The organism is Streptomyces sp. NPDC029044 (assembly GCF_040637495.1).
Taxonomy (GTDB): Bacteria; Actinomycetota; Actinomycetes; order Streptomycetales; family Streptomycetaceae; genus Streptomyces.
In genome coordinates this window covers 1-22,145 of the sequence record NZ_JBEZWN010000065.1, presented here as the reverse complement: position 1 = coordinate 22,145, position 22,145 = coordinate 1, and the positions used below count along the sequence as shown (strand labels likewise).

18 protein-coding genes are annotated in these 22,145 nt (G+C 72.7%); 13 read left to right on the top strand and 5 right to left on the bottom strand.

What is annotated here, in order from left to right; genetic code table 11:
* The first annotated feature begins 2 nt into the window (after window positions 1-2).
* On the top strand, window positions 3-2,582 hold the full coding sequence (gene pepN / locus AB0E85_RS33125) for an aminopeptidase N (protein ID WP_361935151.1): 2,580 nt from the start codon (window positions 3-5) through the stop codon (window positions 2,580-2,582).
* Between the two features lie 199 nt (window positions 2,583-2,781).
* Here pepN and AB0E85_RS33120 read toward each other — a convergent pair whose 3' ends face one another.
* Window positions 2,782-3,717, bottom strand: a complete 936-nt coding sequence (locus AB0E85_RS33120; protein ID WP_361935148.1) for an EamA family transporter — start codon at window positions 3,715-3,717, stop codon at window positions 2,782-2,784.
* A 106-nt stretch (window positions 3,718-3,823) separates the two neighbouring features.
* On the opposite strand from AB0E85_RS33120, the gene AB0E85_RS33115 reads away from it, so the two are divergent.
* Window positions 3,824-4,336, top strand: a complete 513-nt coding sequence (locus AB0E85_RS33115) for a MarR family transcriptional regulator (RefSeq protein ID WP_361935145.1) — start codon at window positions 3,824-3,826, stop codon at window positions 4,334-4,336.
* A gap of 56 nt (window positions 4,337-4,392) precedes the next feature.
* On the opposite strand, the gene AB0E85_RS33110 is transcribed toward AB0E85_RS33115, so the two are convergent.
* The 3 genes from AB0E85_RS33110 to AB0E85_RS33100 form a co-directional block, all read right to left on the bottom strand.
* Complete coding sequence (locus AB0E85_RS33110) at window positions 4,393-4,680, bottom strand: hypothetical protein (RefSeq protein ID WP_361935142.1); 288 nt, start codon at window positions 4,678-4,680, stop codon at window positions 4,393-4,395.
* A 63-nt stretch (window positions 4,681-4,743) separates the two neighbouring features.
* Entirely contained in the window at window positions 4,744-6,849 is a 2,106-nt protein-coding gene (malQ, locus tag AB0E85_RS33105) for a 4-alpha-glucanotransferase (RefSeq protein WP_361935139.1), read from the bottom strand.
* Window positions 6,850-7,107, bottom strand: a complete 258-nt coding sequence (locus AB0E85_RS33100; RefSeq protein WP_361935136.1) for a hypothetical protein — start codon at window positions 7,105-7,107, stop codon at window positions 6,850-6,852.
* A 224-nt stretch (window positions 7,108-7,331) separates the two neighbouring features.
* Here AB0E85_RS33100 and AB0E85_RS33095 point away from each other — a divergent pair, with 224 nt between their 5' ends.
* The 4 genes from AB0E85_RS33095 (at window position 7,332) to AB0E85_RS33080 (ending at window position 12,832) form a co-directional block, all read left to right on the top strand.
* Window positions 7,332-10,187, top strand: coding sequence for a beta-N-acetylglucosaminidase domain-containing protein (locus AB0E85_RS33095; RefSeq protein ID WP_361935133.1), 2,856 nt, complete (start codon window positions 7,332-7,334; stop codon window positions 10,185-10,187).
* A 79-nt stretch (window positions 10,188-10,266) separates the two neighbouring features.
* Window positions 10,267-10,800 (top strand): PadR family transcriptional regulator, encoded by a 534-nt coding sequence (locus AB0E85_RS33090; protein WP_361935130.1) that lies wholly within the window; start codon window positions 10,267-10,269, stop codon window positions 10,798-10,800.
* Window positions 10,797-11,483, top strand: coding sequence for an ATP-binding cassette domain-containing protein (locus AB0E85_RS33085; protein ID WP_361935127.1), 687 nt, complete (start codon window positions 10,797-10,799; stop codon window positions 11,481-11,483). The genes AB0E85_RS33090 and AB0E85_RS33085 overlap by 4 nt, the downstream gene beginning before the upstream one ends.
* Window positions 11,483-12,832 (top strand): FtsX-like permease family protein, encoded by a 1,350-nt coding sequence (locus AB0E85_RS33080; RefSeq protein WP_361935124.1) that lies wholly within the window; start codon window positions 11,483-11,485, stop codon window positions 12,830-12,832. Before AB0E85_RS33085 ends, AB0E85_RS33080 begins: the two co-directional genes overlap by 1 nt.
* A 94-nt stretch (window positions 12,833-12,926) precedes the next feature.
* Here AB0E85_RS33080 and AB0E85_RS33075 read toward each other — a convergent pair whose 3' ends face one another.
* Window positions 12,927-13,463, bottom strand: a complete 537-nt coding sequence (locus tag AB0E85_RS33075) for an HNH endonuclease (protein ID WP_033314199.1) — start codon at window positions 13,461-13,463, stop codon at window positions 12,927-12,929.
* Between the two features lie 313 nt (window positions 13,464-13,776).
* On the opposite strand from AB0E85_RS33075, the gene AB0E85_RS33070 reads away from it, so the two are divergent.
* The 7 genes from AB0E85_RS33070 to AB0E85_RS33040 all read left to right on the top strand — a co-directional run bounded on the left by AB0E85_RS33070 (window position 13,777) and on the right by AB0E85_RS33040 (window position 21,863).
* Entirely contained in the window at window positions 13,777-14,877 is a 1,101-nt protein-coding gene (locus AB0E85_RS33070; protein ID WP_361935120.1) for a mechanosensitive ion channel family protein, read from the top strand.
* A 230-nt stretch (window positions 14,878-15,107) separates the two neighbouring features.
* Window positions 15,108-16,319 carry an ROK family transcriptional regulator gene (locus tag AB0E85_RS33065; protein WP_361935117.1) on the top strand — a complete coding sequence of 404 codons (1,212 nt, stop codon included), beginning with the start codon at window positions 15,108-15,110 and terminating at the stop codon, window positions 16,317-16,319.
* Window positions 16,320-16,376: 57 nt separating this feature from the next.
* Window positions 16,377-17,714 carry an ABC transporter substrate-binding protein gene (locus AB0E85_RS33060; protein WP_361935115.1) on the top strand — a complete coding sequence of 446 codons (1,338 nt, stop codon included), beginning with the start codon at window positions 16,377-16,379 and terminating at the stop codon, window positions 17,712-17,714.
* A gap of 3 nt (window positions 17,715-17,717) precedes the next feature.
* Window positions 17,718-18,662 (top strand): sugar ABC transporter permease, encoded by a 945-nt coding sequence (locus AB0E85_RS33055; RefSeq protein WP_361935113.1) that lies wholly within the window; start codon window positions 17,718-17,720, stop codon window positions 18,660-18,662.
* Window positions 18,659-19,552, top strand: coding sequence for a carbohydrate ABC transporter permease (locus AB0E85_RS33050; RefSeq protein WP_361935110.1), 894 nt, complete (start codon window positions 18,659-18,661; stop codon window positions 19,550-19,552). Before AB0E85_RS33055 ends, AB0E85_RS33050 begins: the two co-directional genes overlap by 4 nt.
* Window positions 19,553-19,641: 89 nt before the next feature.
* Window positions 19,642-20,907, top strand: a complete 1,266-nt coding sequence (locus AB0E85_RS33045) for a 6-phospho-beta-glucosidase (RefSeq protein ID WP_361935108.1) — start codon at window positions 19,642-19,644, stop codon at window positions 20,905-20,907.
* Window positions 20,898-21,863 carry a BadF/BadG/BcrA/BcrD ATPase family protein gene (locus AB0E85_RS33040; protein WP_361935106.1) on the top strand — a complete coding sequence of 322 codons (966 nt, stop codon included), beginning with the start codon at window positions 20,898-20,900 and terminating at the stop codon, window positions 21,861-21,863. Before AB0E85_RS33045 ends, AB0E85_RS33040 begins: the two co-directional genes overlap by 10 nt.
* Window positions 21,864-22,145 lie beyond the last annotated feature (282 nt).

The window sequence follows — 22,145 nt, the reverse complement described above, 5'->3', positions numbered from 1 at the left end:
GCGTGCCTGGCACAAACCTGACCCGCGAAGAGGCGCAGCAGCGGGCGCAGCTGCTCGCCGTTGAGTCGTACGGGATCGAGCTCGATCTCTCCGGCGCGCAGGAGGGCGGCACCTACCGGTCCGTGACCACGGTGCGCTTCGACGTGACGGCCGAGAACGGCGCGGAGTCGTTCATCGACCTGGTGGCGCCGACCGTGCACGAGGTGACCCTGAACGGGGACTCCCTCGATCCGGCCGAGGTCTTCGCGGACTCGCGGATCGCCCTGCCCGGTCTGCTCCAGGGCCGCAACATCCTCCGGGTCGTCGCCGACTGCGCGTACACCAACACGGGTGAGGGCCTGCACCGGTTCGTCGACCCGGTCGACGACCAGGCGTACCTCTACACCCAGTTCGAGGTGCCGGACGCGCGCCGGGTGTTCGCCAGCTTCGAGCAGCCGGACCTCAAGGCGACCTTCCAGTTCACCGTGAAGGCGCCCGAGGGCTGGACGGTCGTCTCCAACTCGCCGACGCCCGAACCGCAGGACAACGTCTGGGAGTTCGAGCCGACGCCGCGCATCTCGTCGTACATCACGGCGCTGATCGTCGGCCCGTACCACTCGGTGCACAGCGTGTACGAGAAGGACGGCCAGTCCGTCCCGCTCGGCATCTACTGCCGTCCCTCGCTCGCCGAGTACCTCGACTCGGACGCGATCTTCGAGGTGACCCGGCAGGGCTTCGAGTGGTTCCAGGAGAAGTTCGACTACGCGTACCCGTTCACGAAGTACGACCAACTGTTCGTGCCGGAGTTCAACGCGGGCGCGATGGAGAACGCGGGCGCGGTGACCATCCGCGACCAGTACGTGTTCCGGTCGAAGGTGACGGACGCGGCGTACGAAACGCGCGCGGAGACCATCCTGCACGAGCTGGCCCACATGTGGTTCGGCGACCTCGTGACGATGGAGTGGTGGAACGACCTGTGGCTGAACGAGTCGTTCGCCACGTACACCTCGATCGCCTGCCAGGCGGCGCACCCCGAGTCGCGCTGGCCGCACTCCTGGACGACGTTCGCCAACTCCATGAAGACGTGGGCGTACCGGCAGGACCAGCTGCCGTCGACGCACCCGATCATGGCCGAGATCAACGACCTGGACGACGTGCTCGTCAACTTCGACGGCATCACATACGCGAAGGGGGCTTCCGTGCTGAAGCAGCTCGTCGCGTACGTCGGTGAGGACGAGTTCTTCCGCGGCGTGCAGGCGTACTTCAAGGCGCACGCGTACGGCAACACGCGCCTGTCCGATCTGCTGGGCGCCCTGGAGACGACGTCCGGCCGGGATCTGAAGGCCTGGTCGAAGGCGTGGCTGGAGACGGCGGGCATCAATGTCCTGCGTCCCGAGATCGAGACGGACGGCAACGGTGTCGTCACCTCCTTCTCGATCCGCCAGGAGGCCCCGGCCCTGCCCGCCGGCGCCAAGGGCGAGCCGACGCTGCGCCCGCACCGGATCGCCGTCGGCCTGTACGAGCTGGACGACGACAGCGGCAAGCTGGTCCGTGACGAGCGCATCGAGCTGGACGTGGACGGCGAGCTGACCGCCGTACCGCAGCTGGTGGGCCGGCGCCGCCCGGCCGTGATCCTGCTCAACGACGACGACCTGTCGTACGCGAAGGTCCGTTTGGACGAGCAGTCCCTGGCCTTCGTCACGGAGCACCTGGGCGACTTCGAGTCGTCCCTGCCGCGCGCCCTGTGCTGGGCGTCGGCCTGGGACATGACGCGTGACGCCCAGCTCGCGGCCCGCGACTACCTGTCCCTGGTGCTGTCCGGCATCGGCAAGGAGTCGGACATCGGCGTGGTGCAGTCGCTCCAGCGCCAGGTGAAGCTGGCGATCGACCTGTACGCCGACCCGGCCGCCCGCGAGGCGCTGCTGGCCCGCTGGACCGACGCGACGCTGGCGCACCTGCGGGCGGCGGCACCGGGCAGCGACCACCAGTTGGCGTGGGCGCGCGCGTTCGCGGCGACGGCCCGCACGCCCGAGCAGCTGGATGTGCTGGACGCGCTGCTGGACGGCTCGCAGACCGTGGAGGGCCTGGTCGTCGACACGGAGCTGCGGTGGGCGTTCGTGCAGCGGCTCGCGGCGGTCGGCCGGTTCGACGAGGCGGAGATCGCGGGCGAGTACGAGCGCGACCGCACGGCCGCCGGTGAGCGGCACGCGGCCACGGCCCGGGCGGCCCGGCCGACCGAGGAGGCCAAGGCGGAGGCGTGGGCGTCGGTCGTCGACTCCGACAAGCTGCCGAACGCCGTGCAGGAGGCGGTCATCGGGGGCTTCGTCCAGACCGACCAGCGCGAGGTGCTCGCCCCGTACGCGGACCGGTACTTCGAGGTGGTCAAGGACATCTGGGAGTCCCGCTCCCACGAGATGGCCCAGCAGATCGCCGTCGGCCTCTACCCGACGGTCCAGGTCTCCCAGGAGACCCTGGACAGGACGGACGCCTGGCTGGCCTCGGCCGAGCCGAACGCGGCCCTGCGCCGTCTGGTCTCGGAGTCCCGCGCGGGCGTCGAGCGCGCCCTGCGGGCGCAGCGGGCGGACGCGGCGGCCGGGGAGTAACCGGCACGCACCGGCGATCGGGGCGCCCGGCTCATGCCGGGCGCCCCTTCGTCTGCCCTCGGCCCACCCGAGGCCGGTTCGGGCCTGCCGGCGGCGGATGAGCCGACAGGAACCGTGGCGGTGTCTCCCCCGGCCGGACCAGGGGATGCGTGACGGCCGGGCGAGGTCGGCCAGGGCCCACTGCGACCGAAGGCCGCCCCTACCGCCGCAACACCCCGTCCCGCACGCCCACCACCCCACCACGGACTTTCCTCCCGTCCGGCCCCGGGATGCGCGACCGCCGGGTGACGAACTGCCCCGCCACCGTCGCCCCGAACGCCAGCCCCATGCCGGCCAGCTGCACCGGCGTCAGCGCCTGCCCGAGCGCCGCCCAGCCGACGACGGCCGCGGTCAGCGGGGAGAGCGGGCCGAGGAAGGTGACCTGGGTGGCGGTCATGCGGCCGATGCCGCGGAACCACAGCCAGTACGCGAGGGCCGTGTTCGCGACGGCGAGGTAGAGGTAGCCGCCGACCGCCGGGCCGTCCAGCGCCGGGGGCGCGCCTTCCACCAGGAAGGCGAGCGGCGCGATCAGCAGGCCTCCCGCGGTCAGCTGCCAGCCGGTGAGGGCCAGCGGTCCGACGCCCTCGGGGCGGTCCCAGCGCTGGGTGAGCACGGTGCCGGTCGACATCGACGCCGTGGAGGCGACGGCCGCCAGCACACCGAGCGTGTCCAGCGACCCGGCCGCCTTCAGCACGACGAGGCTGACGCCGAACGCGGCCACGGCCCCGGTCAGCAGCGTGCGCGCCGACGGCCGCTGCCCGAGCAGCAGCACCGACAGGCCGGCCACGAACAGCGGCCCCGCCGAGCCGACGACCGCCGCCAGACCGCCGGGCAGCCGGTACGCGGAGAGGAACAGCAGCGGGAAGAAGGCGCCGATGTTCAGCGCGCCGAGCACCGCCGCCTTCCACCACCAGGCGCCGCGCGGCAGCACCCGGGCGAGGGCGAGCAGCAGCAGGCCGGCGGGCAGGGCGCGCACCAGGGCGGTGAACAGGGGGCGGTCGGGCGGGAGGAACTGGGTGGTGACCGCGTAGGTCGTGCCCCAGGAGACGGGCGCGAGGGCGGTGAGGGTGATGAGGGCCGGTCGGGAGATGGCCATGGGGAACACCCTTCGAAGTAGGTCGGCAGAAAGTAGCTTACCGCTAAGCAACTTTCAGTCAAGCTACTTTCTTGCGGGTCACCGAGAGGCGGCCGATACTCGTGGCATGAGCGAACGCCCGGAGCAGCGCAAGGACCCCGTCGACGCGATCATCGGCCAGTGGGCGACGGTCCGGCCCGACCTCGACACCGCCGCCATGGAGGTCTTCGGCCGGATCAACCGGCTCTCGCACGCGATCGGCGAGCGGGTGGGCCAGGCCTACGCGAAGTTCGGCATCTCGCGCGGGGAGTTCGACGTCCTGGCCACCCTGCGCCGCTCCGGCGAGCCCTTCACGCTCTCGCCCCGGCAGCTCTCCGCGACGCTGATGCTCACCACCGGCGGCATGACGGGACGCCTGGACAAGCTGGAGCGGGCAGGGCTGCTGCGCCGCTCCCCCGACCCGCACGACCGGCGCGGGCTACAGGTCACGCTCACCGACGAGGGCCTCGCCCTGGTCGACGAGGCGGTCGGGGCGGGTCTCGCGGTACAGACGGAGGCCCTGTCCGCCCTGGACGCGGAACGGGCCGGGCAGCTGGCCGGTCTGCTGCGGGACCTGCTGGCCGGGACGGACCGGCCCTGACACGACGAGGGCGCCGTCGCGGATGTCGCGACGGCGCCCTCGTAGTGGAAAGCGGATCAGGCCTTGACTTCGCTCTTCGCCTCGGCCTTGGTGGCGATGTTGGAGCTGGTCGGGTCCTTCTTCTTGTGCGACTTGTCGCCGATCACCACCAGCGCGTGGATGACCAGGTACAGCGCGATCGGGGCCACGACGAAGAGGCCCAGCGTCTCGATGACGCTCAGGCCCTGGCCGGGGTCGTCACCGTCGTCGCGGTTGAGCGCGCTCGCAGGGGACGACATGAGCAGCATCATCAGCGTCGTACCGGCTGCCAGGGCGCCGGCGCGCAGGGCGTTCTTCTTGTCCACGGTGTCAAAATATCCAACGCCGACCGGGGCCGCGCGCCCGGGGTGCCGTAAGAGGCCCTCGCCTCACGCCCCACCGTCCCCGGCCTCGTGGCCGTCGCCCCTGAGCACCTCCATCAGCGCGTGCAGCCGCGGCGAGGCCGCCAGGTCCTCCAGCGTCACCGGCCGTCCCTGCGCGTCAGCGATCGGCAGACGCCAGTTCGGGTACTGGTCCCAGGTCCCGGGCAGGTTCTGCGGGCGGCGGTCGCCGACGCCGTCCGGGAGCCAGACGCCGACCATGCGGGCCGGGGTGCGCAGCAGGAAGCGGTGGACGGCCTGGATCTCGGCCTCCTCCGACGACGCGTCGCCACCGCCGCCCGTGCCGTGCAGCAGGCCGAGCCGGGAGAGCAGGGACAGCCACTCCCCCGCGTCGGCGGCGGCCTCGGCGCGCTCCTCCTCCAGGGGCCTGGTCAGCAGACCCAGGCTGTCGCGCAGTTCGACGTGCTCACCGGTGAGGCGGGCGGCCGTGGAGGGCAGGTCGTGGGTGGTGGCGGTGGCCAGGCAGTCGGCGCGCCAGCCGTCGGGGGGCAGGGGGCGGCCGTCGCCGTCCCAGTCGCGTTCGAACCACAGCACGGACGTCCCGAGCACCCCGCGCTCGCGCAGGGCCTCGCGCACCCCCGGTTCGACGGTGCCGAGGTCCTCGCCGATCACCAGGGCCCCGGCCCGGGAGGCCTCCAGGACGAGGACGGCGAGCATGGCCTCGGCGTCGTAGCGGACGTAGGTGCCCTCGGTGGGCGGGTGGCCCTGCGGGACCCACCAGAGGCGGAACAGGCCCATGACGTGGTCGATGCGCAGCGCTCCGGCGTAGCGGAACAGGGCGCGCAGCAGCTCGCGGAACGGGGCGTAGCCGGACTCGGCCAGCCGGTCGGGGCGCCAGGGCGGCAGGCCCCAGTCCTGGCCGCGGGCGTTGAAGGCGTCCGGTGGGGCGCCCACCGACATGCCGGCGGCGAAGTACTCCTGCTGCGCCCAGGCGTCGGCGCCGCCGGGGTGCACGCCGACCGCCAGGTCGTGCACGATCCCGACCGGCATCCCCGCTTCGCGCCCGGCGCGCTGCGCGGCGGTCAGCTGGGTGTCGGTGAGCCAGGCGAGCCGGGACCAGAAGTCGACCCGGTCCATCAGGCCGTTGCGGGCCCGGGCGGTCTCGGCCGAGCGCGGGTCGCGCAGGCCGGTCGGCCAGCGGTGCCAGTCGGAGCCGTGCACCTCGGCGAGCGCGCACCAGGTGGCGTGGTCCTCCAGGGCCTGGCCCTGCCCGGCGAGGAAGTCGCAGTAGGCGGCGCGCCGGCCGGGGCCGAGGGGGACCTGGGCGAGCAGCTCCAGCGCCTCCCGCTTGAGCTCCCACACGGCGTCCCGGTCGATCAACGCGCCCTGCTCCAGCACCGCTCGGCGCAGCCGGCCGGATCTCTCCAGCAGGGCGCGCAGCCGCTCGGGGTCCTCGACGTACGCGGCCTCCGGGACGTCCTCGACGCGCAGGTGTACGGGGTCGGGGAAGCGGCGCGAGGAGGGACGGTAGGGAGAGGGGTCGGTGGGGGCTCCGGGCACGGCCGCGTGCAGCGGGTTGACCTGGATGAATCCGGCGCCGAGGGACCGTCCGGCCCAGCCGGCCAGCTCGGCGAGGTCACCGAGGTCGCCCATGCCCCAGGAGCGGCGGGACAGCAGCGAGTAGAGCTGGACGAGGAGTCCGTGGGAGCGTCCGGCGGGGGCGGGCAGGCGGGGCGGGGCGATGATCAGGTGGGCCGTGGCGGTGCGGCCGTCGGGGGTGGCCGCGGTCAGCCGGTGGACGCCGGGCGGGAGGCCGTCCGCCGAGGTGCGGCTCTCGCCCTGCTCGGTGTCGATCCGCAGCCGGGTTCCTCCGGGGAGCGCGACCAGGGCGGCCGGGGGGCTGCCGCTCCAGCCGACCACGGTCGGCGGCAGCAGCCGTTCGCCCAGCTCCCCCTCGCGGGCCGCGAGCGCGGCGCGGACTGCGCCGGGCGTGCTCGCGTCTACGCCGAGGGCGGCCAGGGTCAGGGTGACCGCGGTGGCCGAGGCCGCGACCGAGCGGTCCGGGGACGGACTGTAGGAGGTGGCGACGCCGTGCAGGGCGGCGAGGCGGGACAGGTCCTCGGAGGGCGGGGCGGCCGGCCGGGGTGCGGTCATCTACATCCTCGAGAAGTCCGGGACGAAGGCCGGGGGCTCGCTGGTCAGGGGAGCGGCTTCGGCGAGCGGCGGCTCACTGGTGAGGGGCTCGGCGTCGGGCAGCGGGGGCTCGCTGGTCAGCGGCAGTTCGGTGTGGGTGCTCTCGGAGCTGAAGACGCAGTAGCGGGGGTCGGCGTGGTGGGGATCGTCGAGGTCGGCGGACTGGTCCGCCACGGGTTTGGACGGGGCCGGGAGCGGAAGGAAAGTCATCGCAGCCACGGGGGCCTCCTTGTCGGGTACGGCTTTCAACGGGTCAACGCAGCCCTACCCAGTCGAGGCGAAGGCAGACGCCCCGGGCCGAACATCGTGCTTCTGCTCACATTCCACTCCCCTCCACATACTCCAGATTCCGGCATTTCACCCACAACGGCCACTCTCGTTGACACCTTCACCGGACGGGTGGTGGGCTCGTCGTGCCGGTCGGACACATCTGGAGGGGACCTGTGGGACTGCGGCGTGGGAAGCGGACCGCGGCCCTCGCGGTCGCCGTCGTCGCCGGGAGCCTCGCGGCCCCGCCCGCCGCGATGGCGGCTCCGCCTCCCCCGGGCACGACCGCGACGACCCCGACGCCCGACACCGCCGGACCGGACCTCTCCGTCTGGCCGCGACCGCAGTCGCTGCGCGCGAACGGCGCCCCGGTGGCGGTACCGGACGAGGTCGCCCTGATCACCGGGCCGGACGCGGACCCCCATGCCGTCGCAGCCCTGCGCGAGCTGCTGCGGCAGGCCGGGGCGCGCCGGATCACGGACAGGGCCGGGCCGGGCGCCCTCGTCGTGCGGGCCCGCACGGAACCCGTACGCCCGGGCGACCGCCACGCCCTCCCCGCCGGGGGATACGAGCTGTCCGTGGGCGCGGGCGGCATCTCCCTCACCGGCACCGGCGAGGACGGCCTCTTCCACGCCGTGCAGACACTGCGGCAGCTCCTGCGCCCCGACCACACGATCGCGGCGGCGGTGGTCCGAGACTGGCCCGGCACCGCCGTCCGCGGCATCACCGAGGGCTTCTACGGCACCGCCTGGACGCACCGGCAACGGCTGGCCCAGCTGGACTTCATGGGCCGCACCAAGCAGAACCGCTACCTGTACGCCCCGGGCGACGACCTCTACCGGCAGGCCCGCTGGCGCGAGCCGTACCCCGCGCGGCAGCGGGCCGGGTTCCGGGAGCTGGCCGAGCGGGCGCGCCGCAACCACGTCTCGCTCGGCTGGGCGGTGGCCCCGGGCCAGGCGATGTGCTTCGCCTCGGACGCCGATGTGCGGGCGCTGACGCGCAAGCTGGACGCGATGTGGGCGCTGGGCTTCCGGGCGTTCCAGCTCCAGTTCCAGGACGTCAGCTACAGCGAGTGGCACTGCGGGGCGGACGCCGACCGGTTCGGCTCCGGCCCCGAGGCGGCGGCGCGGGCGCAGGCCCGGGTGGCGAACGCGGTGGCCCGGCACCTGGCGGAACGGCATCCCGGGGCCGCGCGCCTGTCCCTGATGCCCACCGAGTACTACGAGGACGGCACGACCGACTACCGGCGGGCGCTGGCGAGCGAGCTGGCCGCGGGCGTCGAGGTCGCGTGGACGGGTGTCGGAGTGGTGCCCCGCACCATCACGGGCGGCGAACTGTCCGACGCGCGCAGGGCGTTCGGGCACCCGCTGGTCACCATGGACAACTACCCGGTCAACGACTACGAACCCGGCCGCATCTTCCTCGGCCCCTACCAGGGCCGCGAGCCGGCCGTCGCGACCGGTTCGGCCGCCCTGCTGGCCAACGCCATGCAGCAGCCGGAGGCGTCCCGCATCCCGCTGTTCACCGCCGCCGACTACGCCTGGAACCCGCGTGCGTACCGCCCCGCGGAGTCCTGGCGCGCCGCGATCGCCGACCTCGCGGGCGGGGACCGGCGCCGCGAGCAGGCCCTGGCCGCGCTCGCCGGCAACGACTCCTCCTCGGTCCTGAACGACGAGGAGTCGGCATACCTGCGGCCGCTGACCGAGGCGTACTGGACGTCCCGCACGGCGGGCGGAGCGGACACCGGCGGCGACGCCGAGCGCCGGCTGCGCGAGGCCTTCACCGTGCTGCGCGAGCTGCCCCGGCGGCTGTCCGGCACCGGCCTCGGCTCCGAGGTGGGCCCCTGGTCCGAGCAGCTGGCGGACTACGGCGAGGCGGGCACGGTCGCGCTCGGCATGCTGGACGCCCAGCGCTCCGGGGACGCGGCGGCGGCCTGGGCGGCGTACCGCAGGCTCGGCGCGCTGCGGGCCCGGCTGGAGTCGGCGCCGGTCGAGGTCGGCAAGGACGTCCTGGACCCCTTCCTCCAGCGGGCGCAGAAGTCGTACGCGGCCTGGTCGGGCATCCACCACGAGCCGCCCCGCAACCCCGGCGACGGCCGCACCCTGCGCTTCCCGCGGCCCCGTGAGCTGACCGCCGTGACGGCCCTGACCGAGCCGGGCACCGAGGGGGCGGTCGAGGTGCACGTGCCGGGGCGGGGCTGGCGGGAAGCGGGCCGGCTGGACGGGTCCGGGGCGACCGAGGTGCGGCTCGGGGCACGGGCGGACGCCCTGCGGATCACCGGCCCCGCACCCTCCCGCGTCCGCCACCTCGTCCCCTGGTTCACCGACTCCCCCACCGTCTCCCTCGGCCTGAACCGGGACCGGGCGGACGTCGAGACCGGCCGGACCGAGCGGCTGACCGCCCGGCTCGGGTCGCTGCGCCCCGCCGACGCCCGCGGCCGGCTCACCGCCGAGGCACCCGAGGGCGTCCGGGTCCGGGTGCCGAAGGGCGAGCTGACCGTGCGGCGGGGCACGACCGTGGAGGTCCCGGTCGAGGTGACCGTGGCGCCCGGCACCCCGATGCGGCCCTACGACGTCCGGCTCGGGTTCGCGGGAGCGGACCGCACCCTCACCGTCCGGGCCGTCCCGCCCACCGGCGGCCCCGACCTGGCCCGCACCGGCACCGCCCGTTCCTCGGGTGACGAGACGCCCGACTTCCCCGCGCGGGCCGCGAACGACGGCGACCCGCAGACCCGCTGGTCGTCCCCGGCCGACGACGGCGCGTGGTGGCAGGTCGAGCTGGCCCGCCCGGCGCGGCTCGGCCGGGTCGCGCTGCACTGGCAGGACGCCCACCCCTCGGCCTACCGCGTCCAGGTCTCGCCGGACGGCCGCCGCTGGCGCACCGCCGCCACGGTCCGGGACGGCCGGGGCGGCCGGGAGGACGTCCGTATGGACGAGAAGGACGTGCGCTTCGTGCGCGTGCAGGGTGACAAGCGGGCCACCCCGTACGGGTATTCGCTGTGGTCGGCGGAGGCGTACGCCGTCTCGGAGTGAGCCCTCAGGCTGCGGTGGCCGAACATCTCCGCCGGGAAACTATTCACTCAGTACATGTACTCAGTACATAATGTTCGTCATGAGCACCCGCCACATCCTGCTGGGCCTGCTCGCGACGGGGCCTAGCCATGGCTACGACCTGAAGCGGCGCCACGACGAACGCTTCCCGCAAGCCCGTCCGCTGGCCTACGGGCAGGTCTACACGACCCTGCAACGCCTCGTGCGGGACGGCCTCGCCGAGGTCGACGGCACCGACTCGGACGGCGGCCCGGAGCGCACGATGTACCGGGCGACGGGCGAAGGGACGCACGAACTGGCCCGGTGGGCCGGGGAGATCGCGCCGCCCGCGCCGTTCGTGGCGAACGAGATCTTCGCCAAGGTCGTGGTCGCGATCCTCGCGGGCGGCGACCCGGCCGGGTACCTGAGCGCCCAGCGCGCCGCGCACATGGAGCGGATGCGGGAGCTCACGGCGGTCAAGGCCGCCAAGGGCGCGGACCTCGCGACCGTGCTCTCGGCGGACTACGCCCTCAACCACCTCGACGCCGACCTCCGCTGGATGAGCACCACGGCGGCCCGGCTCACCACCCTGACCGCGGAGGTCGACGCAGCATGAGCAGACCCGTGCCCCTCCTCACGGCCGGTGGCCTCGTCAAGGCGCACGGCCGGACACAAGCCCTGCGCGGCGCGTCGGTCGAGCTGCACGCCGGCGAGATCCTCGCCGTGACCGGAGCCAGCGGCAGCGGGAAGTCGACGCTGCTGCACTGCCTGTCCGGCATCGTCCGCCCGGACGCGGGCTCGGTGACGTACGACGGCCGGCGGCTGGAGGACCTGCCCGAGAAGCGGCTGAGCGAGCTGCGGCGCACCGAGTTCGGCGTGGTGTTCCAGTTCGGGCAGCTCATCCCCGAGCTGACGGTCCTGGACAACGTGGCCCTGCCCCTGCTGCTGGCCGGCACCGACCGGGCCGCCGCCCGGGCCCGGGCCGGTCAGTGGCTGGAGCGGTTCGGCGTGCGGGGCCAGGAGGACCTGCGGCCGGGCGAGCTGAGCGGCGGCCAGGCCCAACGGGCGGCACTGGCCCGGGCCCTGATCACCGGCCCGAGGGTGGTCTTCGCCGACGAGCCGACGGGGGCGCTGGACTCCCTCGCGAGCGAGCAGGTCATGACGGCCCTCGTACATACGGCCCGCGAGTCGGGCACGGCCGTCCTGCTGATCACGCACGACGCCCAGGTGGCGGCGTACGCGGACCGTGAGGTCCAGCTGCGGGACGGGGCCGTGGCGGCGCTGGGGGTGACGGCGTGATGTCGCTTCGAGCCGATCTGCGCCTCGCCTGGGAGCTCACCCGGGGCTCGGACCGCGGCGAGTGGTGGCGGGTCGCCCTCACGGCGGCGGGGGCGGCGCTCGCGACCGGGTTCGCGCTGGCTGCCGTCGCCCTGGCGTCGCTGCGCGGCCGTTACGAGGTGCCCGTCGCCGCGGGCCTGCTGGACGAGCCCGGCACCCGGTCCGGCGTGATCGTCGGCCTGCTGCTCCTGCTCGTGCCGGTGCTCGGGTTCCTCGGCCAGTGCGCCCGGATCGGAGCGGTGCACCGCGACCGGCGGCTGGCCGGGCTGCGGCTGGCCGGGGCCACGCCCTGGCAGGTGCGGCGGATCGCCGCACTGGAGACCGGACTCGCCTGCCTGCTGGGCTCGGTGGTCGCCACCGTCTTCTTCGTGCCGCTCCTGCTGCGCCAGTGGAGCGGGCCGACCGCCCTGGCCTGGGCGGGGATCGCCCTGGTCGCCGTCGCCGTGCCCCTGCTGGGCGCCGCGGCGGGCGCGCTGGCGCTGCGCCGGGTGGTGGCCTCGCCGCTCGGCTGGGTGCGCCGGGTGGGGCAGCGCCACGGTCGAGGCCCGGGACTGCTGTTCCTGGCGGGGATCCTGCTCGTCGCCGTGATGGCGTTGCTGGCCGTGGCCACCACGTCCACTCCTGCCGCCAACCGGCCGAACGGCGGACCGCCGCTACAGGTGATGGGCGTGATCCTCGCGGCCGGCGCGGGCGCCGTGTGGCTCTCCGGGGCCACCGCGCGGGCGACCGGGCGGATCCTCGCCGTCCGGGCCCGGTCGGCGGCGACGCTGATCGCGGCGGAACGGCTGCGCGACGACCCCTGGTCGGTCGCCCGCACCCACGCGGCCGTACTGCTGGTGACGGTCGTCGGAACCGGCTTCCTGGGCATCCGGCAGGTCATGGCCGAGGTGGTGCGCACGAAACGGTTCTCCGCACCCCCGTCCTACTACCTCACCGGCCTCGACCTCACCGGCGCGGCCATCGGCATCGCCTTCGCGATCACCCTGTCCGGCCTGGCCGTCGGCACCGCCGAGTCCCTGGCCACCCGCCGCAGGGGCCTCGCCGCACAGGCCGCCGCCGGGGTGCCGCAGACCGTACTCGGCCGGGCCCTGCTGCTGGAGACGGCGCTGCCGCTGGCCCCCGCGGTGCTGCTCGCCGGCCTGGGCGGGACGGCCATCGGCACGTGGTACGCCCTGCTCGACAACCGTCCGGTCCCGTGGGAGATCACCCTGGTCCCCGTCGCCGTCTACGCCGCCTGCCTGCTGGCCGCGGCCACCGCACTGCCCCTGCTGCGCCGATCGGTGCGCCCGGGGGAACTGCGCTACGCGTAGGCGCTTCCCCCTCCCATGACGGACCGGCCCGGGGGAACGGGGGTTCCCCGGGCCGGCCGGCAGTCCGCACGCGGCAATACGAAGGCCCGGATCGTCAGGCGGAAATGCCGTCGATCCGGGCCATGGCGTCCTCCGCCCCGTACGGTTGCAAGTACGGCAGCCAGCGCGGATCCCTGTGGCCGGTCCCGATGATGCGCCAGGCCAGGCCGGACGGCGGGGCGGGTTTGTGGCGCAGCCGCCAGCCGATCTCGAAGAGGTGCCGGTCGGCCTTCACGTGGTTGCAGCGGCGGCAGGACGCCACCACGTTGTCCCAGACGTGCTTGCCCCCGCGGCTGCGCGGGATGACGTGGTCGACGCTGGTTGCGACGCCACCGCAGTACATGCACCGGCCCCCGTCGCGGGCGAACAGCGCCCGGCGGGTCAGAGGAACGGGCCCCCGATAGGGAACCCGGACGAATCGCTTGAGCCGGACCACGCTGGGTGCGGGGACTGTGACGGTCGCGCTGTGCAGATAGGCGCCGGACTCCTCAAGGCATACGGCCTTGTTCTCGAGGACGAGGACGAGCGCGCGGCGGAGCGGTACGACGCCTAGCGGCTCGTACGACGCGTTGAGGACCAGGACATGCGGCACGGATGCCTCCTTGGACGCCGGCGGCGCGTGGCTCGCGCCGGGACGATTCGTAGCCAGTCTCCCCTCATGCCTGGTGGAAGCGCCACCATGTGCCCGTAACGGGCTGAGAGTGTTTTCGACCACATCTGATTCATCCCCCGGACCATGGCCTGTTCAAGCCCAGGTGAGCACGGTCTCTCCTTCACACATCCTGCCGAAGCACACACAATGCCCCGTTAGTGTGGTGGTTCTGCCCCTTCGGTGACCCAGCCGTGACCTTGACCCCCGTGAGCCGCCGCACCGGGGCAGACCGCTGCACCTGGAGGTACCTGCCGTGTCCCTGTCCGCCGTCCTGCTCGCCGCCGGTCCGTCGCCGTCGCCGACCCCCTCGGACTCGGAGACCCCGAGAGTGCCCTCGCTCCAGGACGCCCAGGAGAGCGCGACGAACGCCGCCGGCTGGGTCGAGCAGAACTGGTCGACGTGGCTCGCCATCGGCCTCAGGGTCCTGCTGATCGTGGTGATAGCCGCGGTGCTGCGGGTTTTCGTGCGCCGGGCGATCACCAAGCTGATCGACCGCATGAACCGGACCGTGCAGTCCGTGGACGGCAGCGCGCTGGGCGGGCTGCTGGTCAACGTCGAACGCCGCCGGCAGCGCTCGCAGGCCATCGGCTCGGTGCTGCGCTCGGTGGCGTCGTTCCTGATCATCGGCACCGCCGCGCTGATGATCCTGGGCACCTTCCAGATCAACCTCGCCCCGCTGCTGGCCTCGGCCGGCGTCGCCGGTGTGGCGATCGGTTTCGGCGCCCGCAACCTCGTCACGGACTTCCTGTCCGGCGTCTTCATGATCCTGGAGGACCAGTACGGCGTCGGCGACACGGTCGACGCGGGCGTCGCCTCCGGCGAGGTGATCGAGGTGGGCCTGCGCGTGACCAAGCTGCGCGGCGAGGGCGGCGAGATCTGGTACGTCCGCAACGGCGAGGTCAAGCGCATCGGCAACCTCTCCCAGGGCTGGGCGACGGCCAACGTCGACGTCACCGTGCACGCGGGCGAGGACCTGGACCGGGTGAAGGCCACCCTGGACGAGGTCGCCGAGAAGATGGGCGCCGAGGAGCCCTGGAACGAGCTGCTGTGGGGGCCGATCGAGGTCCTCGGCCTGGACAGTGTGCTGCTGGACTCCATGGTCGTGCGCGTCACGGCCAAGACGATGCCCGGCAAGTCCCTGACCGTGGAGCGCGAGCTGCGCTGGCGCATCAAGCGTGCCTTCGACGCGGCGGGCATCCGGATCGTCGGCGGCGCCACGGCCCCGGTGGAGGAGCAGCCCGTCGACCCGACGGCGGGGATGGCAGCCCCGTCGGTGTACGCGAACGCGACGTCCCCGCAGTCGGCGGCGGCGTCCCCGCTCGCACCGCCCGCGCCGACGAGCACCACGAAGTAGCGGCAACTCCTCACGCACAGGGCGGCATCCGGTTCTCCGGGTGCCGCCCTCTCGCATGTCCGGATGGAGACAGGGCGTCCCCTATTGACGGCCACGCGACGCCGGGCTTACCTTCCTCCCCACCGATAGGAAACTTTCCTAACAGTGATCGGAGAACGGCGGTCGGTCCGATGGACTTCCCCGCCTGATCACTGAGAAGCTGAGCAGCCGAAGGGCAGGTGTGGACACGCATGGCAGGAACCGCCGGCACGCCGGGCACCCCGCGCGTCCTGCGCGCCATGAACGACCGGGCCGCCCTGGACCTGCTGCTGGAACACGGACCGCTGTCCCGCACCCGGATCGGCAAGCTCACCGGCCTGTCCAAGCCGACCGCCTCCCAGCTCCTGTCCCGACTGGAGGCGGCGGGTCTCGTCCTGGCCACCGGCACCACCGAAGGCCGGCCGGGCCCGAGCGCCCAGCTCTACGAGGTCAATCCGGCGGCCGGCCACGCCGCCGGGCTCGACGTCACTCCCCAGCGGATCCTCGCCGCGGTCGCCGACATCACCGGCCGCACGGTCGGCCGCTTCGAACTGCCCACCCCCGGCAGGCGCACCGGCACCCCGGTCGTCCAGCAGGTCACCGACGCCCTGGACGGAGCGGTGAAGGCGGCCGGCCTCGCCCGGGACGACGTCCACCGCCTCGTCATCGGCACCCCCGGCGCCTTCGACCCCACCACGGGACGGCTGCGCTACGCCTCCCACCTCCCCGGCTGGCACTCCTCCACCCTGCTGGAGGAGCTCGCCGCCGCCCTGCCGATGCCGTTCGAGTACGAGAACGACGTCAACCTGGTCGCGCTCGCCGAGCAGCGCCTCGGGGCGGCCCGGGGCCACGCGGACTTCGTCCTGCTGTGGAACGAGGAGGGCCTGGGCGCCGCCCTGGTGCTCGGCGGCCGGCTGCACCGCGGCTGGACCGGCGGCGCCGGCGAGGTCGGCTTCCTGCCGGTGCCGGGCACCCCCCTGGTCCGCCAGGTCACGAAGGCCAACAGCGGCGGCTACCAGGAGCTGGCCGGTTCCCAGGCCGTCCCGCGCCTGGCCCGCGAACTCGGCATCGAGGACATCCCGCAGGGCCCGTACGCCGAGGCCGCCGCCCGCCTGCTGGCCAGGGCGGCGCAGGCCGGCGACGACGCCCACCGGAACCTCCTGCACACCTACGCGACCCGGCTGGCCACCGGCCTGGCCTCCCTGGTCTCGGTCCTCGACCCCGAGCTCGTCGTGCTGAGCGGCGCGTCCCTCACCTCGGGCGGCGAGCCGCTGCGCGCCCTCGTCCAGACCGAACTGGAAGAGCTGGCCGCGTCCCGCCCCCGCCTGGTCGTGGGCGACGTCCGTGAACACCCCGTGCTGCGCGGCGCGCTGGAGAGCGCGCTCGCGACGACACGCGACGAGGTCTTCGACACCTCCCGCTGACCCCACCCCCCTCCCGCGATTCCCTTCCTCTTCCCCCGTGCCCCAGGGAGCTCCGCCATGCCCGGAATATCCAGAAAAACAGCCATCGCCCTCGCCGCCTCCGCCGCCCTCGCCCTCCTGGCCACCGCGTGCACCGGCCAGTCCGGCGCGGGCGCGGGCGACGACGCCTCCAAGGAGACGACCGTCAACTTCTGGCACGCCTGGAGCGCGCCGTCGGAGGTGAAGGCCGTCAAGGACCTGGTCGCCGGATTCGAGAAGGCACACCCCAACATCCACGTCGACGTCGTCGGCAACATGACGGACGACAAGATGAACCAGGCCCTGCGCACCGGCGGCGACAAGGCTCCGGACGTGATCTCGTCGTTCACCACGAACAGCGTCGGGAAGTTCTGCTCCTCGGGCGCCCTGGTGGATCTCGGCCCCTTCTTCGAGAAGTCGGGCATCGACCCGCAGAAGACCTTCCCGAAGGCCATGAACGAGTACACCCGGTTCGAGGGAGACCGCTGCGCGGTCCCCCTCCTCGGCGACGCCTACGGCCTCTACTACAACAAGACGGCGTTCAAGAAGGCGGGCATCACCGCACCGCCGAAGACTTGGTCGGAATTCGAGCGGGTCGCCGAGAAGCTGACGATCCCGCAGGGCGACACGTACAAGCAGCTGGGCTTCATGCCGAATTACCACGGCTGGGAGACCACCACCGAGCACTACCTCGGCCAGTTCTCCCCTACGTACTTCGACCAGGACGGCAAGTCGAACGTCGGCACGGACCCGGCGTTCGAGAAGGCGTTCAAGCTCCAGAAGAAGCTGGTAGACGCCCTCGGCGGCTTCCGCAAGCTGGAGACCTACCGCTCCGGGCTCGGCGACGAGTGGGGTCCCAGGCATCCCTTCCACACCGGCCAGGTCGCCATGCAGCTCGACGGCGAGTGGCGCCTGGGCATGGCCCTGGACGCCAAGCCGAAGTTCGACATCGGCGTGGCCCCGCTCCCCGTCCCCGACGACCAGGCCGACCAGTACGGCAAGGGCTACATCACCGGCACCATCGCGGGTATCGCGTCGACCAGCACGAAGCAGAATGCGGCCTGGGAGCTGGTGAAGTACATGACCACGGACACGGACGCGGTGGTGAACTTCTCCAACGCCATCCACAACGTCCCGTCGACGCTCGCGGCCCTGAAGTCGCCGAAGCTGAAGTACGACCCGCGCTTCAAGACGTTCCTGGAGATCGCCGCCCACCCGGACTCCACCACCGCCCCCGCATCCGTCAACGGCGGTGTCTACCTCACCACGATCCAGCAGTTCGGCTACGACTACGAAAGCGGCAAGGCGACCGATCTCAAAGCCGGTCTGAAGAAGGCCGCCGCGCAGATCGACACGGACATCGCGCAGGCGAAGTAAGCCATGAGCACCTGCACGCTGCGGGCGAAGCACCGCCGCTCGACCCTGCGCACCCTCGCCTTCCTCTCCCCCTGGCTGATCGGCTTCACGGTCTTCTTCGCCTACCCGCTGATCTCCACCGTCTACTTCTCGTTCATGCGGTACGACGGCTTCCGACCGCCGGTGTGGAGCGGCACGAAGAACTGGACGTACGTCTTCGAGCACTACCCCCTGTTCTGGCCCGCCCTGCGCAACACCCTGTGGCTGGTCGTCATCATGGTCACGCTCCGGGTCGCCTTCGGCCTGGGCGTGGGCCTGCTGATCACCAAGATCAAGACGGCTACGGGCGTCTTCCGCACCCTCTTCTACCTGCCGTACCTGGCCCCGCCCGTGGCGGCCACGATGGCCTTCGCCTTCCTCCTCAACCCCGGTACGGGCCCGGTCAACTCCCTGCTGGAGAAGACCGGGCTGCCGGCCCCGGGCTGGTTCAACGACCCCGCCTGGTCGAAGCCGGCCCTGACGCTCCTGGCCCTGTGGGGCATCGGCGACCTGATGGTCATCTTCATGGCCGCCCTGCTCGACGTGCCGAAAGAGCAGTACGAGGCGGCGGAACTGGACGGCGCGACGCCCTGGCAGCGCTTCCGCCACGTGACGCTCCCCACCATCTCGCCGATCGTCATGTTCGCGGTCGTCACCGGCGTGATCCAGACCATGCAGTACTACACGCAGCCCCTGATCGCCGGGAAGGTCGCGTCGGGTGTGATCCAGGGAGCCGGCACGCAGTTCGAACCCGGCTACCCCGACAAATCGACCCTCACCCTCCCCCAACTCGTCTACAACCTGGGCTTCCAGCGCTTCGACTACGGCTCGGCCTGCGTGGTCGCCCTGGTCCTCTTCGCCCTCTCGATGGCCTTCACGGCACTTCTGATGCGCCGCAAGGGCGGCCTGATCCAGACAGGTGAGCGATGACGCAGCTGCTCGACAAGCCCTTGGAGCTGAAGGCCCCGCCATCCCCCGCGGAACGCACAGCCCGTCGAAGGGCGTTGCTGGAATGGGTCGCCGTCCACTCCCTCGGCATCGCAGCGGCCCTCTTCTTCACCCTCCCCTTCGTCTTCGTCCTCCTCACGTCCCTCATGAGCGACAGCCAGGCGCTCAGCCGTGACCTGATCCCGCACACCTGGGAGTGGGACAACTACCGCAGGGTCTTCGACACCCCGGGCTTCCTCATCTGGTGGCGCAACACCCTGTTCTACGCGTTCCTGGGCACGGCGCTCACGGTGATCTCCTCGATCCCGGTGGCCTACGCCTTGGCCAAGTTCCGCTTCCGGGGCCGCAATCTGGCGTTGATGCTGGTCATCTCGATGATGATGCTGCCACCGCAGGTGATCATCATCCCGATGTACCTGTTCTGGGCGAAGCAGCTGGACCTGTCCGGCTCGCTCTGGCCGCTGATCATCCCCATGGCGTTCGGCGACGCGTTCTCCATCTTCCTGCTGCGCCAGTTCCTGACCACGATCCCCGACGAGTACGTGGACGCCGCCAAGGTGGACGGCTGCGGCGACCTGCGCACCCTGCTGAAGGTCGTCCTCCCGATGGCCAGGCCGGGCATCGCCGCCGTGGCCCTCTTCCAGTTCTTCTACGCCTGGAACGACTACTTCGGCCCCCAGATCTACGCCTCGGAGAACCCGGGCGCCTGGACGCTCTCCTACGGCCTGGAGTCGTTCAAGGGCGCCCACCACACCGACTGGAACCTCACCATGGCCGCCACGGTGCTGGTCATGGCCCCCGTGATCCTCGTGTTCTTCTTCGCCCAGAGGGCGTTCGTCGAGGGCGTCACGCTCACCGGAGTAAAGGGTTAGACACACATGCAGCATCTCCCCGGGGGCCAGCCCCCGGACCCCCGGCCGATGATCGTCGTCCCGGGCGCCCGGAAGCGAGGGACCCATCAGTGAAACTCACCGTGGTCGGCGGAGGCTCGACCTACACCCCCGAACTCGTGGACGGCTTCGCCCGCCTGAGGGACACCCTGCCCGTCGAGGAACTGGTCCTCATGGACCCCGCCCAGGAACGCCTGGAGCTGGTGGGCGGCCTGGCCCGCCGCATCTTCACCCGCCAGGACCACACGGGCCGCATCACCACGACGGACAACCTCGACGAGGCGGTCGACGGCGCGGACGCGGTGCTCCTCCAACTCCGCGTCGGCGGCCAGGCGGCCCGTCAGCAGGACGAGACCTGGCCCCTCGAATGCGGCTGCGTGGGCCAGGAGACCACGGGCGCCGGCGGCCTGGCGAAGGCCCTGCGCACCGTCCCGGTCGTCCTGGACATCGCGGACCGCGTCCGCCGCACCAACCCCCACGCCTGGATCATCGACTTCACCAACCCGGTCGGCATCGTGACCCGCGCCCTGCTCCAGGCGGGCCACAAGGCGGTGGGCCTGTGCAACGTGGCGATCGGCCTCCAGCGCAAGTTCGCGGCGCTGCTGTCCGTCGCGCCCCGCGAGATCCACCTGGACCACGTGGGCCTCAACCACCTGACCTGGGAGACGGCGGTACGCCTGGGCGGCCCGGAGGGCGAGGACGTCCTGCCGAAGCTGCTCGGCGGGCACGGCGACCGGATCGCGGCCGACCTCCGTCTGCCCCGCCCCCTGCTCGACGCCCTGGGCGTGGTCCCCTCCTACTACCTGCGCTACTACTACGCCCACGACGAGGTCGTACGGGAACTGCGGACCAAGCCGTCCCGGGCGGCCGAAGTGGCCGACATGGAACGGCGTCTGCTGGCGATGTACGCCGACCCGGCCCTGGACGAGAAGCCGGACCTGCTCGCCGAGCGGGGCGGCGCCTACTACTCCGAGGCGGCGGTGGACCTGGCCGCGGCCCTGCTGGGCGGCGGCGGCACGCCGTACCAGGTGGTGAACACGTACAACCGGGGCACGCTCCCCTTCCTCCCCGACGACGCGGTGATCGAGGTCCAGGCAGCCGTGGGCACCAAGGGCGCGGCGCCCCTCCCCGCCCACCCCGTCGACCCCCTCTACGCGGGTCTGATGGCAGACGTCACCGCCTACGAACACCTGGCCCTCGAAGCCGCCCTGCACGGCGGCAGGAACCGCGTCTTCCGCGCCCTCCTCTCCCACCCCCTCATCGGCCAGTACGCGTACGCCGAGACGCTCACCGACCGGCTGATCGCACACAACCGGGAGCACCTCGCGTGGGCCTGACCGTCCTCGCCATCGACGCGGGCAACAGCAAGACCGACGTCGCGATCGTGACGACGGGCGGAGAGGTCCTCGCCACGGCACGCGGGGGCGGATTCCGTCCGCCGGCCGTGGGCGTGGACACGGCGATGGACGGCCTGGCCGGGACGGTGGCACGGGCCCTCACCACCGCGGGGCTCACCTCGGTCACGCACGTCTCCGCCTGCCTGGCGAACGCCGACTTCCCCGCCGAGGAGGAACGACTGGCGACGGCACTGCACGCGCGCGGGTGGGGCGCGACGGTGACGGTCCGCAACGACACCTTCGCGATCCTGCGGGCCGGTGTCACCGAACCCCGGGGCGTGGCGGTCGTCTGCGGCGCGGGCATCAACTGCGTGGGCATGCGCCCCGACGGCCGCACCGCCCGCTTCCCGGCCCTCGGCCGGGTCTCGGGCGACTGGGGCGGAGGCTGGGGCCTGTCCGAGGAGGCCCTCTGGCACGCCTCCCGGGCGGAGGACGGCCGCGGCGCCCCCACGGCCCTCGCCCACACCCTCCCCGCCCACTTCGGCCTGCCCACCGTGTACGCCCTGATCGAGGCCCTGCACCTGGAGCACATCCCGCCCCTCCGGCGCCACGAGCTGACCCCGGTCCTCTTCGCGACGGCCGACGGTGGTGACCCGGCCGCCCGGACGATCGTGGAACGCCAGGCCGAAGAGGTGGTCGCCATGGCCGTCGTCGCCCTGACCCGTCTGGACCTCCTGTCCGAGGAGACCCCGGTCCTCCTGGGCGGCGGCGTCCTGGCGGCCCGTCACCCCCAACTGAACGACCGCATCACCCACTTGCTCACGGAGCGCGCCCCCAAGGCGGTCCCGCAGGTGGTGACGGCGAGCCCGGTGCTCGGCGCGGCGCTGCTGGGCCTGGACAGGGTGGGCTCGCGCGAGGGCGCGCAGGAGCGGTTGCGGAGGTACTACGGCGTCTGAATCGCAAGGACGGTTGCCGCTGAGCGGGGTGGGTCCCCAACCCGGCGGAGCGGGGTACCTCCCCCAAGCTCTCGGCTTCGCTCGAGCAGGGGGACCCCCACGCCCACCCGTGCCGCCCCAGGCGGCACGCATGCCCGCAGCTGGGGCGGCGCGCATGCCCGCGGCGGGGGCAGAACGCTCCCGCACCCGCGTACGGCGAGAAGGGGCCGTGTCGGGGGGTGTCCGCCCGCAGCGGTTGTCGCGTCAACGCACAGTCAGTCGGCACGCAACCCCATCGCGACG

What these genes read in the sequence shown, in the direction of transcription:
- AB0E85_RS33080 (WP_361935124.1), top strand. Translation starts at nt 11,483, where the DNA reads ATGTCGCTTCGAGCCGATCTGCGCCTCGCCTGGGAGCTCACCCGGGGC.
- AB0E85_RS33060 (WP_361935115.1), top strand. Translation starts at nt 16,377, where the DNA reads ATGCCCGGAATATCCAGAAAAACAGCCATCGCCCTCGCCGCCTCCGCC.
- AB0E85_RS33050 (WP_361935110.1), top strand. Translation starts at nt 18,659, where the DNA reads ATGACGCAGCTGCTCGACAAGCCCTTGGAGCTGAAGGCCCCGCCATCC.
- malQ (WP_361935139.1), bottom strand. Translation starts at nt 6,849, where the DNA reads ATGACCGCACCCCGGCCGGCCGCCCCGCCCTCCGAGGACCTGTCCCGC.
- AB0E85_RS33115 (WP_361935145.1), top strand. Translation starts at nt 3,824, where the DNA reads ATGAGCGAACGCCCGGAGCAGCGCAAGGACCCCGTCGACGCGATCATC.
- AB0E85_RS33065 (WP_361935117.1), top strand. Translation starts at nt 15,108, where the DNA reads ATGGCAGGAACCGCCGGCACGCCGGGCACCCCGCGCGTCCTGCGCGCC.
- AB0E85_RS33120 (WP_361935148.1), bottom strand. Translation starts at nt 3,717, where the DNA reads ATGGCCATCTCCCGACCGGCCCTCATCACCCTCACCGCCCTCGCGCCC.
- AB0E85_RS33090 (WP_361935130.1), top strand. Translation starts at nt 10,267, where the DNA reads ATGAGCACCCGCCACATCCTGCTGGGCCTGCTCGCGACGGGGCCTAGC.
- AB0E85_RS33085 (WP_361935127.1), top strand. Translation starts at nt 10,797, where the DNA reads ATGAGCAGACCCGTGCCCCTCCTCACGGCCGGTGGCCTCGTCAAGGCG.
- AB0E85_RS33055 (WP_361935113.1), top strand. Translation starts at nt 17,718, where the DNA reads ATGAGCACCTGCACGCTGCGGGCGAAGCACCGCCGCTCGACCCTGCGC.